Annotated in this window: 13 protein-coding genes; 3 read left to right on the top strand and 10 right to left on the bottom strand. The window is 66.7% G+C overall.

Annotated elements, in window-relative coordinates; genetic code table 11:
- Positions 1–4 precede the first annotated feature (4 nt).
- Both G6R31_RS11805 and G6R31_RS11800 read right to left on the bottom strand, forming a co-directional pair.
- On the bottom strand, positions 5–583 hold the full coding sequence (locus G6R31_RS11805) for a Uma2 family endonuclease (RefSeq protein WP_017871570.1): 579 nt from the start codon (positions 581–583) through the stop codon (positions 5–7).
- A gap of 185 nt (positions 584–768) precedes the next feature.
- A complete protein-coding gene (locus G6R31_RS11800; RefSeq protein ID WP_025567542.1) occupies positions 769–1,245 on the bottom strand; it encodes a hypothetical protein in 477 nt (158 codons plus the stop codon).
- A gap of 95 nt (positions 1,246–1,340) precedes the next feature.
- Between G6R31_RS11800 and priA the strand changes: the two genes are divergently transcribed.
- Entirely contained in the window at positions 1,341–4,115 is a 2,775-nt protein-coding gene (gene priA, locus G6R31_RS11795; RefSeq protein WP_029732788.1) for a replication restart helicase PriA, read from the top strand.
- A gap of 620 nt (positions 4,116–4,735) precedes the next feature.
- Here priA and moaD read toward each other — a convergent pair.
- Together moaD and G6R31_RS11785 are read right to left on the bottom strand one after the other, a co-directional pair.
- The gene (gene moaD, locus G6R31_RS11790; RefSeq protein ID WP_017871573.1) at positions 4,736–5,419 is read right to left on the bottom strand and encodes a molybdopterin converting factor subunit 1; all 684 of its coding nucleotides are present in this window, start codon (positions 5,417–5,419) and stop codon (positions 4,736–4,738) included.
- Positions 5,419–5,844 (bottom strand): thioesterase family protein, encoded by a 426-nt coding sequence (locus G6R31_RS11785; RefSeq protein WP_017871574.1) that lies wholly within the window; start codon positions 5,842–5,844, stop codon positions 5,419–5,421. Before G6R31_RS11785 ends, moaD begins: the two co-directional genes overlap by 1 nt.
- 47 nt (positions 5,845–5,891) lie before the next feature.
- On the opposite strand from G6R31_RS11785, the gene G6R31_RS11780 reads away from it, so the two are divergent.
- Complete coding sequence (locus G6R31_RS11780) at positions 5,892–7,145, top strand: YihY/virulence factor BrkB family protein (protein ID WP_017871575.1); 1,254 nt, start codon at positions 5,892–5,894, stop codon at positions 7,143–7,145.
- Positions 7,146–7,359: 214 nt separating this feature from the next.
- On the opposite strand, the gene G6R31_RS11775 is transcribed toward G6R31_RS11780, so the two are convergent.
- From G6R31_RS11775 to G6R31_RS11765, 3 genes are all read right to left on the bottom strand, one after another.
- Positions 7,360–8,121, bottom strand: a complete 762-nt coding sequence (locus tag G6R31_RS11775; RefSeq protein WP_017871576.1) for an ABC transporter substrate-binding protein — start codon at positions 8,119–8,121, stop codon at positions 7,360–7,362.
- Positions 8,122–8,395: 274 nt separating this feature from the next.
- Positions 8,396–10,840 (bottom strand): glutamine--tRNA ligase/YqeY domain fusion protein, encoded by a 2,445-nt coding sequence (locus G6R31_RS11770; protein WP_017871577.1) that lies wholly within the window; start codon positions 10,838–10,840, stop codon positions 8,396–8,398.
- Between the two features lie 33 nt (positions 10,841–10,873).
- Positions 10,874–11,485: a DedA family protein gene (locus G6R31_RS11765; RefSeq protein ID WP_017871578.1), complete on the bottom strand. Its 612-nt coding sequence runs from the start codon at positions 11,483–11,485 to the stop codon at positions 10,874–10,876.
- 103 nt (positions 11,486–11,588) lie between these two features.
- On the opposite strand from G6R31_RS11765, the gene G6R31_RS11760 reads away from it, so the two are divergent.
- Positions 11,589–12,257, top strand: a complete 669-nt coding sequence (locus G6R31_RS11760; protein WP_017871579.1) for an HAD family hydrolase — start codon at positions 11,589–11,591, stop codon at positions 12,255–12,257.
- Between the two features lie 375 nt (positions 12,258–12,632).
- On the opposite strand, the gene G6R31_RS11755 is transcribed toward G6R31_RS11760, so the two are convergent.
- The 3 genes from G6R31_RS11755 to G6R31_RS11745 all read right to left on the bottom strand — a co-directional run bounded on the left by G6R31_RS11755 (position 12,633) and on the right by G6R31_RS11745 (position 15,110).
- Positions 12,633–13,382, bottom strand: coding sequence for a CHAD domain-containing protein (locus G6R31_RS11755; RefSeq protein WP_017870361.1), 750 nt, complete (start codon positions 13,380–13,382; stop codon positions 12,633–12,635).
- Between the two features lie 306 nt (positions 13,383–13,688).
- Positions 13,689–14,540, bottom strand: coding sequence for a 3-methyl-2-oxobutanoate hydroxymethyltransferase (gene panB / locus G6R31_RS11750; RefSeq protein ID WP_017870360.1), 852 nt, complete (start codon positions 14,538–14,540; stop codon positions 13,689–13,691).
- Between the two features lie 36 nt (positions 14,541–14,576).
- Positions 14,577–15,110: a DUF420 domain-containing protein gene (locus G6R31_RS11745; protein WP_017870359.1), complete on the bottom strand. Its 534-nt coding sequence runs from the start codon at positions 15,108–15,110 to the stop codon at positions 14,577–14,579.
- Between the last annotated feature and the right edge of the window lie 14 nt (positions 15,111–15,124).

Here is a 15,124-nt window from a genome sequence, read left to right as displayed (position 1 = left end):
GCCGTCATTCACTGTCGGCAGCCACCAGTCGCCCGTACATCTGCTCCAGCGTCAGGGTCAGGCCCAGGCAGGGGATGTCCACCTCGCCCTGATTGCGAAGTTCACGCATGGCCCAGCCGCCGTCCGCTTGGCGCTCGTAGGCCACCACATACCGCTCGGTCTGCGAGACAATCAGGTAGGTGTGCAGGCTGGGCAAAGCGGTGTAGGCGCGGTATTTGTCGCGGCGGTCATTGTGCGCGGTGCTGGGCGACAGCACTTCCACCAGCAGGCAGGGCAGCGTTTCGTAAAACTCGCTGGGTGGGTCGTGGTCGCACGCCAGCATCACGTCGGGGTAAAAAAAGCTGTTGCTGGCGGGAATGTGCAGTTGCATTCCTTCCTGATACAGGCGGCAGTCTCGCGCCTCGGCCGCGGCATGAAGGGCCACTTGAATGCGCCCAGCGATACGCGAATGTGTGCCGCTGCCCCCCGCCTGAGCGTGCAGCGGATAAATGAAGCCGCCGACATACTCGTGCTTTACGTCGCCAGCGCGTTCGCGGCGCAGGTACTCGGCTACCGACATGGCCTGAGGGGCGGGGTCAGTCATAGGGAAAGTCTAGCGTTATACGGATTCCGCTTAATTCCTGCACAGTCGGGCCTATACAGTTGGGAAGGCGCCGCCTGTGCATCCATATCGCAGAATCCGTATTTTTTCCTACTCGCATCCGCTCTGCTGCGCAGCTTTGCAAGTCAGATTGAATCTGAAACTACCAGATTCAATCGGAATCCGTATTAGCGAATCTGAAAGCGGATTTCCTGCGGCGGAGGCGTGAGCGGCAGCCTGGCTGCTTTGGCTCGGTGCTCCGCTGGGCTAAGCTGCCGCAATTGCTCAGGCGTGAGACGGTACTCACCTGCCGGATAACCGCTGATGATGACGTGATATTCGCCCGCGTGGCTTTCGTTGGGAGCCAACGTTTTTAAGGCGGCGGGGATGGTAGGGCAAGCGTAAGTTGTTCTTGGCTTGGGCGCTTTGCCGCTTTCTATCTGCTCTGCTCCCCAGATATAGGCACAGTCCAGCGGGTCGGACAGGTTCAGCGTCCGTTTTCCCTTGTTCGTATACGTCACCTTCAGCGGGTAAAACTCTTGCCGCGTGACCCACTTGGGCGCGGAGACGGTAATTTCCAGGTCGCCCGCCCGCATGGTTTGAGTCGCCGCCTCACCCGACACTTTGGGCGCACAGGCGGTCAGGCTCAGCAGCAGCAGGGGCAAGAGGCGTCTACACATGCTTTCAGTCTGTCGGAAAGACATGACGGGAGTGTGACCCCCTCGCTTCCTTTTTCCACCCGCCGCGCTAGCCTGGGGCAGTGACCCTCTGGACTGACCCACCCGCCCCACCGTCCAGAGCGGAAGAGGAAAAAGCCGTGCAGCACGACGCCGCGCCTGCCGACCAGACGTGGCAGGTGTGCGTGCCGCTGCCCATCGCCGCGCTCGACTTTCTGCCGCCGCACGGCACATCGCTTTCGCAGGTGCCGCTGGGCTGCCGGGTGGTGGTGCCCTGGCGCGGGGGCGAGGTGCAGGTGGGGCTGGTGGTCGGGGCAGGCAACGGCGCGGGCCGTCACCGACTGCGCGAGGCGCTGGCCCTGCTCGACCCGCCCGACTCTCCCTGGGTGCCGCCCGCCACCGTGCGCGGCATGTCCGGGTGGGCGCACGAGGCCCACCTGCCCCCCGGTCTGGTGTGGGACGACCTGCTCGGCACCGGCTGGGAACTGTCGCATGTCCACGAAGTCCGGGCCGTGGCGGGGGCCGACCTCGCGCCCTACGGGGACACGCTGCCCGGAGCCGACTGGAGCCGCGCCGACCTCTACCCGCCGCTGCTGCTGGACGCGGTGCGCGAGCAGGGGCTGCTCGACGAACGCTTTTCCCCGGTCGTGCCGCAGGTCAGCCGCATCGAGGCCCGCGCCCTGGACGACGTGCCGCCCGCCGCCCGCACGCAGGTGATGGTGGCCGCCCGGCCCTGGCAGGACGCCGACCCGGAGGTGCGCTCGCCGCTGCACTGGGAAGCCGTGACCGGCGAAACCGCGCTGACGGCCAAGCAGGCACAGGCCCACGACTGGCTGCGCTTGCACGGGCCAGTGCCGGGTCTGAACGCCTGGGCCAGCGGGTCCGGCGTCGGCCTGGCGGTGGTTCGCAAAGTGGCCGAGGCGGGCTGGGCGCGGGAAACGCCGCGTGCCGTGCCCCCGCCCCCCGCCTGGACCTGGCTGCGCGAACACGGCCCGGTGTCCTCGCCTGCGGCCTGGGCCGCCGCCGCCGGGGTGCGCCCCGCCGAGGTGCGCCGCCTGATGGAAGGGGGCGGGGCCGACTACACCTTCGTCCCGGTGCCGCCGCCCCCCGCGTGGACCTGGCTGCGCGAACACGGCCCGGTGGAAACGCTCAGCGCGTGGGCGAGCGGTGCGGGCGTTCGTCCCTCGGCGGTCTCAGGTCTGCTCGCCCGAGGCTGGGCGGTGCAGGCCCAGGGTCCGGCCCCCGCCCCCGAGTTGCCCGCCGCGCCGCTGTGGAACGGGCCACCGCTGGACGACCTGACCCCGCTGACCGCCGACCCGCTGACCGAGGAAAGGCACTGGCGGCTGCACGGCGGGCGGCCCGCGTCGCGGTTTGCCACGCTCGCGCCCCGGGTGGCCCGCCTGCTGTCGCAGGGACGCGGGGTGCTGGTCGTCGCGCCCGACCACGCCAGCCTGCGCCGCGCCTGGGCCGGACTGGGAGGCCTGGCCGAACTCGCGGGCACCCGCGCCGCGCTGCTCAGCGGGCAGCTCTCGCCCCGGCAGCGTGAAGAAACGTGGCGGCAGATTCGGGCGGGCGAGGTCCGGCTGGTCGTCGGCAGCGCCCTGGCCCTGACCGCCCCGCTGCCAGACCTGGGGCTGCTGCTGGTGCTCGAAGAAGGCTCGGACGCCCACAAGCTGCTCTCCGGGTCCCGCGCCTTCGTGCCCGACGTGGCGGCGCGGGTGGCGCAGAGCTGGGGCGCGGCGCTGGGGGTGGTGGGCAGCGTTCCGGCGGTGGAAAGTGTGCCGCTGCCGGGGCTGGTGCTGCCGCCGCCACGTGCCCGCGTGCATGTGGTGGACTACGCCAAGCCCCCGGAGCAACCCGAACTCGGCCCGCTGTCCAGCGTTCACCTCACGCCCGGCGACCTGGGCTATCCCATCAGCCACGACCTCGCCCGGCTGCTGCGGCAGGTGCAGGAACGCGGCAGGCAGGCGGCGCTGCTCGCTCCCCGGCGCGGCTACTCGGCGCTGCTGCGCTGCCCGCGCTGCGACCATGTGCCGGGTTGCCCCAACTGCGACGTGCCGCTGCGGTTTCATCAGGACACCCGGCAGCTCGCCTGCCACCAGTGCGGTCACCGCCAGAGCGTGCCGGACCGCTGTGACCAGTGCGGCGAACAGATGTGGAAGGCGCGCGGTCCCGGCACCGAGTGGATTGCCGCCGAGGTGCAGAAGCTGCTGCCCGGGTTTCCGGTCTACCGGCTCGACAAGGACCGCCAGGACGACCTGACCCCGCTGCAAGAGGGCGAGGCGGGGGTGGTGGTCGGCACGCAGCTTCTGCTGTCGCAGCCGTGTCCGCCCAATCTCGCGCTGATCGGCGTCACGCTGGCCGACACCTGGCTGGGCGTGTCGGATTTCCGCGCTTCCGAGCGCTACCACCGGCTGCTGCGGCAGCTGGCCGAGTGGCACCCCGCCCGCGCCCCGCTGCTGCTGGTGCAGACCTTTCAGGGCGAGCACCCCGCGCTCAGGGTGCTGGAAACGGGCCGCGACGCCCTGGCCTACCCCGCCGCCGAGGAGCGTGTCCGCGCCGAACTGTTCTACCCGCCCCACGCCCGCCTCGCGCAAATCGAAGTGGCGGCCCGTGACCGGGAGCGGGCCAGGGTGGCGGCTCAGGCCCTGGCCGACGCGCTGCACGGGGCCGGAGCGACCGCCGCCGAGGTGCTTGGTCCGGCCCCCGCCGCCGTCGCCCGGGTGCGTGGGGCGTATGTGTACCAGCTTCTCCTGCGCGCCCGCAACGACGCCCGCCTGTCTGCCCTGCTCGCCGTCCTCGACACCCGCACCTGGGGCGCCCGCCTGCGCGTGGACGTGAACCCGCGCTCGACCTGAGCGGCAGCAGGAGGGGACAAATAAAAAAGCCGCCCTCTCGGACGGTGATAGAGAAAGAATAGTGCGGTATACGCGCGTTGTCAAGCCCATAAACGCATCCGGATTTTTGCCCACTGGCACAGAGAAGACGGCGCTGGAAGTCAGGCCGATTATTCAGGGCGCACGAGCCAGTTGCTTCTTTGCTGTCCGCCGAATCCGGGCGAAAACCAAAACGAAAAATCCGCCCTTCGCGGACGGTGATAGACAAAGAATACCGGGGTATTCACCCTTTGTCAAGGCTATACATTTGGGCATGTTTTGATCGGCTGATACGGATTCCGATTGAATCCAGCAGATTTCTGGATTCAATCCGACTGAAAGGAGTAGGAAAAAATACGGATTTCGCGATATGGATGCACAGGCGGCGCTTTCCCGACTGTGCAGGAATTAAGCGGAATCCGTATGACACGACATTTTCTGTCTTTAGCCGACCAAGCCTTCCCAGGGCACCACACACGGGGCACAAAAAAAGCCGCCCTTGCGGACGGTGATAAGGAAAGAATAGTGCGGTATGCAGCCCCTGTCAAGTCGATGCAGGGGCGGCTGTTTTTGCTGTCCAGAACGGTATTTCTACCGGTGCCTCACAGCGTGTCGTGCCCTGCCGTGCCCGGCACCCAGTGTTCGCCGCGTCCATCGACCTCGTGTTTCCAGACCGGAAGCTCGATTTTGAGGTGCTCGATCAGAAAGTCGCAGGCTTCGAGGGCGGCGCGGCGGTGCGGGCTGGCGACGCCGATGACGATGCTGGCGACGGCGGGGGCGAGGCGACCGGTGCGGTGTTCAAGCCACACCCGCAGCTCGCCGTGGCGCTCACGAGCGAGGGCGGCGGCTTCACGCATCACCTTTTCGGCCATCGGGGCGAAGGCTTCGTAGTCGATGTACTCGACGACCTGGCCCTGGTTGGGCGAGCGCACCGTGCCCACGAAGTACGCCTGGGCGCCGCATTCGGGCCGCACCAGAAAGGCGTCGGCGGCGCTCAGGCTCAGCGCGTCGGCAGTGACGCGGCAGTGGGTGTCCTCCCCGGCATCCGGGGCGCCGCCCGCCACCGGTGGCAGGAAGGCCACCTCGTCACCGGCTTGCAGGAGGTGTTCGGGGCGGGCGTAGGTTTCGTTGACCGCCACCATGCAGCCGCGCAGGTTCAGGCCATGTTCGCGCCCGAGTTGCTCGGCCACCGCCCGCACGTCGGCGCCGTCGGGCACGTCCAGGGTCAGTTCTTCCATGCCCAGCTCGCGCCTGAGGCGGGCGAAGAACACGGCGCGAATCCGCATCAGCCCTGCTCCTGGGCTTCGGCCCAGCGGCGGCGCAGGTCGTCGAAGCCCGCGTCGATTCTGGTCTGCGGGAGCAAGACCTGGGTGGTGGCGCCGTGGCCGATTTCGTCGCCCAGTTCGTTCACGGCCCGCATGGTCGCGTAAATGCGGCGGCCCTCCACCCGGTCCAGCGTCGCCGTGACCGTCACCGTCATGCCGGGCAGCGCCGAGGCGGTGTGGGTCACGTCCACCTGCGCCCCGATACCGCCCTCGCCGTCTTCCAGAAAAGGCAGGATGATCTTGCGCCCGGCTTCCTCAAAGTGTTTCGCCATCCAGTACGTCGCGTAGACCGGGTGAACCTGCCCGAGTTCGCCGAAGTCCACCGTCATGTCGGCTGTCACCGTGACCGTCAGGGTCTGGGTAAAGCCTTCGGGAATGTTTTGCATACGCTCAGCGTATCAACCGCCCGGGCCGCGCCTTTACACTGCGCGGTATGACGGTCCGAACTCCTTCCCCGCTGCCGCCCGCCAGCGGCCTGTCCGCCGCGCCGCCGCAGAAGTTCAAGGCCGGTGACCTGTTTGGCCTGATGGGTGACTCGGCCAAAGCCTTCGGTCAGGACAAGGCCCCCCGGCTCGCGGCGGCCATTTCGTACTACGCCATTTCCAGTCTCGCCCCGCTGCTGCTGTTCGCGGTCGCCATCGCGGGATTTTTCCTGAGCGACCCGGCGGTGGTGGACAAGCTGTTCGGGCCGGAAGGCAGCGTCGCGCAGAGCGTGGGCGGAGACGCCGCCGAATTCCTGCGCAACCTCGTCAGCAACCAGGAAGGCCTTCAGCGCGGCTCGGTCATCGCTACCCTGGTCGCCTTCGTGGTGACGTTCATGGGTGCCACCGGGCTGTTCGTGCAGCTTCAGGACGCCCTGAACTCCATGTGGGGCGCCGACCCGGCCCCGCCGCAGGGCATCGCCAACATTGTCAAGACGCGCGTGGTGTCCTTCCTGATGATTCTGCTGATCGGGCTGGTGCTGATGCTGTTTCTGGCGCTGAACACCTGGCTCTCGGCGCTGGCGCACACCCTGGGCGACTCGCTGGGCATCGGGGCCGTGCTGGTGCGGGTCGGCACTTTCCTGCTCTCGGCACTGCTGCTGACGCCCGTGTTCGCTGCCATCTTCAAGTTCCTGCCCGCCGTCAAGCTGGAGTGGCGCGAGGTGCTGGTCGGCGGCGCGATTACCGCCGTGCTGTTTTCCATCGGTCAAATCCTGATCGGCATCTACTTTGGCCGCGCCGCGCCGGGCAGTGCCTTCGGGGCCGCCGGGGTGCTGGTCGCGCTGCTGGCCTGGATCTACTACAGCGCCATGATCTTCTTCTTCGGCGCCGAGGCCACCTGGGTCTACTCGCAGAAATTCGGCACCCACGCGGGCGGAGCGGGCAACCCGGCCAAGAAAGCCGCGCTGAGCGAAAGCGGCGCCGACGTGGACCACGGCATGGGCCAGCAGGAGCGCGAAGCCCAGGCCGCCGCGCTGCGTCAGGGCAAGCCCATCAAGGACCACCGGGGCCGCATCATCAAGACGGGGGGCAAGACCCCGGCCCCCCGCCCTTCGGTGCCGCGTCCTGGCCGGGCGACCAAGGCCCGCTCGGGCGGCCTGCTGCCCAGCCTCGCCGCCGCCGTGTGGAACGCCTTCGCCGCGATTCTGGCGGTGCCCACCGTGCTGATTCTGGGCCTGCTCGGTCTGGGCAAGAAAAAGCGCTGAGCCGCACGCGAAAACGCCCCCGGTCTACACATGGCCGGGGGCGTTTCCTGCCGCGTACTCATACGGATTCCGCTTCATTCCTGCACAGTCGGGAAAGCGCCGCCTGTGCATCCATATCGCGGAATCCGTATTTTTTCCTACTCGCATCCGCTCTGCTGCGCAGCTTTGCAAGTCGGATTGAATCTGAAACTACCAGATTCAATCGGAATCCGTATCAGCGGCAGCGGATGTCTTCGCCGAAGTACTTTTCCGACAGTTTCTCGTAGCTGCCGTCCGCCTGCGCTTTTTTCAGGGCGCTGTTGACCCCGGCGAGCAGGGTCTTGTTGCCCTTCTGGAAGGCGATGCCGATTTTTTCCTGAAACACCAGCGACCCGATTTGCAGCTTGCCGCCCATCTTCTTGCGGGCCTCAAGTGCCACGAAGCGGTCGGTGAGGTAGGCGTCGGTGCGGCCCGCCATCAGGGCCTGAAGGGCGTCGGTGTTGTTGGGGTAGGTCTGAATCTTGCCCAGCCCCGGCAGGCTGCGGGCGCGGGTGGCGTAGGTGGTGCCGAGTTGCACGGCGAGCTTCCTGCCCTTCATATCGGTCAAGGTCTTGGGGCCGCCGGACTTGCTGACCAGCACGCCGCCCGAGCAGTAGTGGGGGCTGGAAAAGTCCACCGCCTTCTGGCGCTCGGGGGTGATGCCGTGCGAGGCGATCACCATGTCGTAGCGTCCCTGTCCCAGCCCGATGAGCAGCGTGTCGAACGAAGAGGTCTTCCACTCCACCTTCACCCCGAGTTGCTTGGCGAGCAGTTCGGCGAGTTCGGCCTCGAAGCCCACGACCTTTTTGCCCTGGGTGTAGGTGAAGGGGGGGTAGGTCGGCTCGGTCGCCACGATCAGCTTGCCGGACTTCTTGACAGTGGCGAGGTCACGCGCCGATGCCTGGCCCCCGAAGGCGAGGGCGGCAAGCACGAGAGGATACAGAGACTTCAACTTCATGCAGGCAGGCTAGCGCACCCTCCTGACGGGGGACTGAGAAAAAGAGTCATTACGGATTCCGCTTAATTCCTGCACAGTCGGGAAAGCGCCGCCTGTGCATCCATATCGCAGAATCCGTATTTTTTCCTACTCGCATCCGCTCGGATTGAATCTGAAACTACCAGATTCAATCGGAATCCGTATCATGGCGCGGTCATCCACCATGCCGGGACAGAGTCCGGAACATGGGAGACCAGCCGCGCCGAGTGCAGATTTATGCAGCCAGTTGTATGGCTCAGGCCAGCGCGTCTTTCAGCGCCGCCGCGAGTTGCTGGGGGTCGGCCTTGCCGCCGGTGGCCCGCATCACCTGCCCGGTGAAAAAGCCCAGCAGCGCGACCTTGCCGTCCCGGTAGGCTTCGACCTTGTCGGGGTTGGCGCTCAGGACTTCGACCACAGCTTTTTGCAAGTCTTCGGCGCTCAGGCCCGCGTTCAGGCCCTCGCGCTCGATGATGGTCAGCGGCGCTTCGCCACTGGCAGCGGCCCGGGCCAGGGCGTCACGGGCGACGCGGGCAGGCAGGCGGCCTTCCGCGTACTGCGCGGCGAGCGGGGCGAGGTCGGCGGCCTGCACCTTCACCGCGCCCGAACGCAGCCCCGCCACCAGTTCGTTGACCGTCCACGAGGCGACCTGCCCGAAGGTGGCGTCCTGCACCGCGCCGGTCAAAAAGGCCAGCAGCGCAGGGTCTTTGGCGACGGTGCGGGCGTCCCCCTCGGCGGCTCCCAGCGCGGTCAGGCGGCTGAATTCGGCTTCCTGCTCGGGGGTGGGCGTGTGTGCTTTGGCGGGCGCGTCAGAAGACCCCTCACCCCTAGCTTCGCTAGGCCCTCTCCCCTTGGTAGAGGGTCGTTCCACTTTCTTCTTTTCAACGAAAGCCGTCTCCGTCAGCTTTATAGCTTCAGCTTTTGCAGTCTTCGCCCAGGTGTCCTTCAACGTGATAATCCGCCCGAAGACCAGGGCGTCCTCGCGGCTGTCCACCGGGTCGCGCCAGAAGTAGCCCTGCCGCTCGAACTGGTAGCGGGTGTCTGCGGGGTCGTTCGCCACGCTCGGCTCCACGAAGCCCTGGCGAACTTGCAGGCTGTTCGGCGTCAGGTAGCGCATGAAGCCTTCGCTCACGGGCGCTTCTTCGTGCTCGGCGTCATGTTCGGACGGCCCCGCGCTGTCGTCGTCCAGTTCTTCGTTGTCGCCTTCGGGGTGCGGCACGCGGAACAGGCGGTCATACAGCCGGAACTCGGCGGGCAGGGCATGTTCGGCGCTGACCCAGTGAATCACGCCCTTGGCGCCCGCTTCCTCGCCCAGCAGCGTGGCCTTGATGTGAGTAATTGTGCCGTCTGCGTCGGTCTCCACCTCATCGGCGCGGATGATGCCCGCCCCACGCAGGCGCACCGTGCCGCCGGGGGTCAGGCGCTTGAAACCTTTAGGCGGCTCGGCCTCAAAGTCGCTGCGTTCAATGTAGATTTCGCGGGTCAAAATCACGTCGCGTACGGCCTGTTCGGGGTTGACCCGTTCGCCGCTGGGCATTGCGACCAGGCCGTCGGGCGAGTCGCGCACCACGTCGTAGGGCCAGTAGGGCAGGCTCAGGGTCTGCGGCGCGTCCAAGTTGGTGAGGGTCACGCGCAGAGGCTCCAGCACCGCCATCACGCGGGGGGCGCGGTGGTTGAGGTCGTCGCGCACGGCGTTTTCGTACACGGCGAGGTCCACCGTGCGGTTGGTGCGGTTCACGCCGATTTGGGAAGCAAAGGCCCGCATCGCTTCGGGCGTCACCCCCAAGCGGCGCTGGGCGCGGAGCGTGGGCATACGGGGGTCGTCCCAGCCGCTCACTTTGCCCTGCTGCACGAGTTGCCGAAGCTTGCGCTTGCTGGTAATGGTGTATTCCAGCCCGCGCCGCCCGAATTCGTACTGGTGGGGGCGCGGGTCGAAGCCCAGTTTCTCCATCAGCCAGTCGTAGATGGCGCGGTTGTCGATGAATTCCAGGCTGCACATGGAGTGCGTGACGCCCTCGATGGCGTCTTGCAGCGGGTGCTCGAAGTCGTAGGCGGGGTAAATCTTCCATTTGTCGCCCGTGCGAAAGTGTGGCTTATTGACGATGCGGTACAGCACCGGGTCGCGCAGCTTGATGTTCGGCGCGGAGAGGTCGATTTTGGCCCGCAGGACGTGTTCTCCGTCTCCAAATTCGCCCGCCTTCATGCGGCGCAGCAGGTCCAGGTTTTCTTCCACGCTGCGCTCACGGTAGGGGCTGGGCGTGCCGGGGGTGGTGGCGTTGCCGCGTAGACGCGACATTTCCTCGGCGCTGACGCTGTCCACGTAGGCGTCGCCCTGCCTGATCAGTTGCTCAGCGTACTCGTAGTAACGGTCGAAATAGTCGCTGGCGTAGTAGAAATGCTCGCCCCAGTCCAGGCCCAGCCACTTCAGGTCGTCCGCCATGCTGTCCACGAATTCCTGCTGGGCCAGTTCGGGGTTGGTGTCGTCCATCCGCAGGTTGAACTGCCCGCCGTACTGCCGCGCCGTGTTGAAGTCCAGCAGGCTGGCAAAGACATGCCCCAGGTGCGCGTAGCCACTGGGGTCGGGTGGAAAGCGGGTCACGATCTTGGGGTACTTGCCGCTCGCCAGGTCTTTTTCAATGATTTCGGTAATGAAGTTGGGAGCCACCAACGGGGCGTCGTGTTCAGGCTTGGGCGCGTCGGTCATGGCGTCAGAATACGCGCTGCGGTGCGGGTCGAGTCAGCCGCCTTGCCCCTGCTCGCGCTTGCGCCGAATGAACCAGACGATGGCCCCCACGACGACCACGCCCAGGATGATTTTGGAGGCAGGCCCCACGTACTGCTCGACCCGGTCGTAGTTTTCGCCCAGGGCGTACCCGGCGTAGGCGAGCGCCGCACTCCACAGCGCCGAACCGATGGCCGAGTAGATGAGGAACTTGGGCAGCGGCATTTCGCTCATGCCCGCAGGCAGGCTCAGCAGGCTGCGGATGCCCGGCACCATGCGCCCGAACAACACCGCCTTGTTGCCGTGACGGTCGAACCAGTCGTCGGCCTTCCTGATGTCCTTGCCGCTCAGGGTCAGCCATTTGCCGTGCTTGTCGGCCCAGGCCACCAGTTTGTCTTCACCGAAGGCGCGGCCTATGTAGTACAGCGGCAGCGTGCCGATGACACTGCCGAGCGTGCCCATCAGAATCACCATGCCGAGCGTCATGTCCCCCCGCGCCGCCGCGAAGCCCGCCGAGGGCATGATGAGTTCGCTGGGAATGGGCGGAAAAATGTTTTCGAGCACCATCAGCAGCAGGATGCCGAGGTAGCCCATGCTGTCCATCAGGTTTTGAATCCAGTCGGTCATAGTTTCCACAGCGTAACGGGCGGGTCACGCTGCGGGCGTCCACCACAAGGATGACTTCAGGGCGGCGAATGGCGCCATGACCGCCAGCGCCTAGACTGCCGCCATGACCTCTGCCGTCACCGTTCCCCAGGGCCTGCGAGCCGTCGTCTTCGACTTCGACGGCACCATTCTGGACACCGAAACCCGCGAATTTCACCACTGGCAGCAGCTCTACCGCGAACACGGCCGCGAACTGCTTCTCAGCGACTGGCAGCGCGGCATCGGCACCTGGGACGCCTTCGACCCCTGGGCCGGGCTGCCGGGGCACGTGCAGGCCGACCGGGAAAACGTGCGCTCACGGCTGCACGACACCATCGTCTCGGACATCGCCGAACAGGACCTGCGCCCCGGCGTGCGGGCGGTGCTGGAAGGCGTGAAGGCCGCCGGGCTGCGCCTCGCCCTGGCGACGAGCAGCGACCGCGAGTGGGTCACGGGCTGGATGCGGCAGCACGACCTGCTGGGCCTCTTTGAAGTGATGGCGACCCGTGACGACGTGCGCCGCGTCAAGCCCGACCCCGAACTGTACCTGCTCGCCGCCGAACGACTGGGGTTGCGTCCAGAGGAGTGCCTCGCCGTGGAGGACTCCTTCAACGGGGCCACCGCCGCCGTCGCCGCCGGAATGCGGCTGGTGGTCGTGCCCAACGACGTGACGCGCACCCAGCCTTTCCCCGCCGAGTGGCGGCGACTGGAGGATGGGTACGCGGGCGGCCTGGCAGCGGTGCTGGGCGACTGATACGGATTCCGATTGAATCTGGTCGTTTCAGATTCAATCCGAGCGGATGCGAGTAGGAAAAAATACGGATTCACCTCGGGTGCGGCGGCAAATGAGTGTTCAACCGAGGCCCAAACCATGTTGTGGGGGACCTTTTGCTCGGCGCTGTGGAAAGCGGTCGGAAGTGAAATCTATCCGGCGAGGGGGGACATCCACGCGATGACGAGGGCAGGACTGGAAGGCGGAGACCGCTCCCGCGCTCTGCACGGCATTTTTTCCTTCCCACTACCGCGAACCTCGCCGCACCCGAGGTGATTCCGCGATATGGATGCACAGGCGGCGCTTTCCCGACTGTGCAGGAATTAAGCGGAATCCGTATGAGCCACCACAAGCCGCCTACTCCACCTGCTCCTTGAGGTGGGCTTTCAACTCCGGCCACAGTGCCCGCACCTGCTCCTGCGCAGTTTGGCGGGCCTCCAGTTCGCGGGCCAGCAGCGCCTCACGCTGGTCAGGCAGCAGCGAGTGCTCCTCCAGCAGGCCGCGCACCACTTCGGCGTCCTGCATCCGGCCCAGGGCGTCGAGGGTGCCGAGCAGCTCCTCCGGCGGGTCGCCGAGCAGTTCCAGGGTGTAGCGGTAGTGCTTGAGCGCCTTGCGCCACTCGTGCCAGGTTTCGGGGTCTTCGGCGCTCAGCACGTCGGGCGTGTCTTCGAGCAGGGTCTGCGCTTCGTGGGCCAGGGCGCGGCGGGTGCGGCGCTTGAACTTGTCGGGGCGCTCGAAGGCGGGCGGCGGCTCGGGCCACAGCACCCCGGCCAGCAGCGCGGCGCGGCGGCGTTGCCAGTCACGGCGAAAGGCGGTGATTTCGCGTTGGGGGCGCCCCTCTTCACTCAGGGCGGCGGCGAGGTGCTCACCGGCCACATCGTGGTCACGCAGCGGGGCTACTGCGCGGCGCAGGTCGCGCCAGGCCCGCCGGACCTTTTTGGGGGCGCCCGAAACGGCGAGTTCGGCGGCCACCTTCCTCGTCAGTTTGCGGGCTTCATGCACGGCCTTCGGGTCGCCCTGTACCAGGTCGGGCCACAGCGCGTCCAGGCGCCCGGTCAGTGAAGGGGGCTGAGCCGCGCTCTTACCGGTCTTGGAGGACTTGGACATGGGGCGGTTCTAGAGTATTTGACAAAAAGACGCAACGTCTTTTTGGCGAGCGGACTGGGACAGCTCGCAGAGAGCGAGTGCAAAACACTGAGCAGGGCGGACTTGCAAAGCTGCGCAGCAGACTGGTGCAGCTCCGCAGGAGAGAATGGAGTGATGCGGGGTGCCGTTCCGCGCATCACGTAATTCGGAGAACTGCTCTAGCAGCGGCGCCGCCGTCCGCAGTTCAGAAGCGGCACAAGGCTCCTTTGGATTGACAGCGGACGCGGGGCCGCTTTCCTATTCTTTCCTATTCTTCCCGGGCGGCGCTCAGTACAGCTTGTCGATCACCTCGTCTTTCATCACGAAGCTGTGCTCCTTGCTGGGAAACTCGCGGGCGCGGACCTCGGCGGCGTAGCGGGCGATGGCCTCACGCGACTCACGGCCCAGGTCGGCGTAGCGTTTGGCGATTTTCTTTTCCTCGCCCTCGTACAGCCCCAGCAGGTCGTGGTAGACGAGCACCTGCCCGTCGCAGTGGACCCCCGCGCCGATGCCGATGGTGGCGATGTCCAGCCGCTCGGAAATCAGGCGGGCGAGTCGGGCGGGAATGGCTTCGAGCACCACCGCAAAGGCCCCCGCTTCCTGAAGTGCCAGGGCGCCTTCCAGGGTGCGGCGGGCGCTGTCGTCGTCCTTACCCTGCACGCGCAGGCCCCCCTGGGCGGCGGCGGTCTGCGGCATCAGCCCGACATGCCCCATCACCGGAATCCCGTTGCGCGACAATACCCGCACGACGTCGAGCACCTCGGGGGTCGAGCCTTCCATCTTCACCGCGTCGGCGCCCGTGTCCTGAATCACCCGCACGGCGCTGCGCATCGCGTCGGTCACGCCCGTGTGGTAGGTGCCGAAGGGCAGGTCCACCACCAGAAAGGTGTTCGGGGCGCCCCGCCGCGCCGCCTTGCCGTGGTGAATCATGTCGCCCAGCGTGACCGGCGCGGTGGAGTCGTAGCCCAGCACCACGTTGCCCAGGCTGTCGCCCACCAGAATCAGGTCCACCCCGGCGGCCTCGGCGTGGCGCGCGCCCGGATAGTCGTAGGCGGTGACCATCACCAGCGGCGCGGCGGGATGGGTCAGTTCAGGCAGGCTGCGTTTGACGCGGGCCGCAGGAGCGGATTCGGGCTGCATGGGGCCGAGGGTAGCACCCCCCTCCGGCGCCCTTCCTCAGCCCTTGATGACCTCACCGGAGTGGCCCAGGATCAGGTAGATGATCCAGCCGGTGACCGCCACGTACAGCCACACCGGCACCGTCCAGCGCACCCACATGCGGTGCCGGTCAAAGAAGGGCCGGGCGGCGGGGGCATCGATGTTGCCGAGGTTCCCAGCGGCCCGCAGCCCCTTCCAGGCGTTCCAGAGGGCGAGCAGCGCGAGCGGCAGGTTGGCGGCGGCGAGGATGATGTGGCTGATCAGCAGCGCGAAGTAGGGCAGGCGCCAGGCTTCCGGCCCCGCGTACTTCTTTTCGTACCCCAGGCCCAGGCGGGTGAGGTACAGGACCAGAAAAATGGTGGCGAGCGTGCTGGCGAGCACCATGGCCCGCATGTGCGCCTCGCGGTTGCCGCGGCGGATGAAGGCCACCCCGGCGACGAGGGCGATGCCGCTCAGGACGATGGTGATAACGGCCCACTGGTTGACGACTTCGGCGACCACACGCGCATCATAGCGGGGCCACGCGGGGACAATTTTCTGCCCCTGCAGCATCGGCGGGGGCTACA

Origin of the sequence: Deinococcus wulumuqiensis R12 (assembly GCF_011067105.1) — a bacterium.
Classification (GTDB): Bacteria; Deinococcota; Deinococci; order Deinococcales; family Deinococcaceae; genus Deinococcus; species Deinococcus wulumuqiensis.
This window is presented reverse-complemented; position numbering and strand designations above follow the sequence as displayed.

Bases quoted from the DNA above. Each gene is read 5' to 3' on its own strand.
- panB (WP_017870360.1), bottom strand. From the start codon at position 14,540: ATGCAGCCCGAATCCGCTCCTGCGGCCCGCGTCAAACGCAGCCTGCCT.
- G6R31_RS11770 (WP_017871577.1), bottom strand. From the start codon at position 10,840: ATGACCGACGCGCCCAAGCCTGAACACGACGCCCCGTTGGTGGCTCCC.
- G6R31_RS11755 (WP_017870361.1), bottom strand. From the start codon at position 13,382: ATGTCCAAGTCCTCCAAGACCGGTAAGAGCGCGGCTCAGCCCCCTTCA.
- G6R31_RS11775 (WP_017871576.1), bottom strand. From the start codon at position 8,121: ATGAAGTTGAAGTCTCTGTATCCTCTCGTGCTTGCCGCCCTCGCCTTC.
- moaD (WP_017871573.1), bottom strand. From the start codon at position 5,419: ATGCGGATTCGCGCCGTGTTCTTCGCCCGCCTCAGGCGCGAGCTGGGC.
- G6R31_RS11765 (WP_017871578.1), bottom strand. From the start codon at position 11,485: ATGACCGACTGGATTCAAAACCTGATGGACAGCATGGGCTACCTCGGC.
- G6R31_RS11785 (WP_017871574.1), bottom strand. From the start codon at position 5,844: ATGCAAAACATTCCCGAAGGCTTTACCCAGACCCTGACGGTCACGGTG.
- G6R31_RS11745 (WP_017870359.1), bottom strand. From the start codon at position 15,110: ATGCTGCAGGGGCAGAAAATTGTCCCCGCGTGGCCCCGCTATGATGCG.
- G6R31_RS11780 (WP_017871575.1), top strand. From the start codon at position 5,892: ATGACGGTCCGAACTCCTTCCCCGCTGCCGCCCGCCAGCGGCCTGTCC.
- G6R31_RS11805 (WP_017871570.1), bottom strand. From the start codon at position 583: ATGACTGACCCCGCCCCTCAGGCCATGTCGGTAGCCGAGTACCTGCGC.
- G6R31_RS11760 (WP_017871579.1), top strand. From the start codon at position 11,589: ATGACCTCTGCCGTCACCGTTCCCCAGGGCCTGCGAGCCGTCGTCTTC.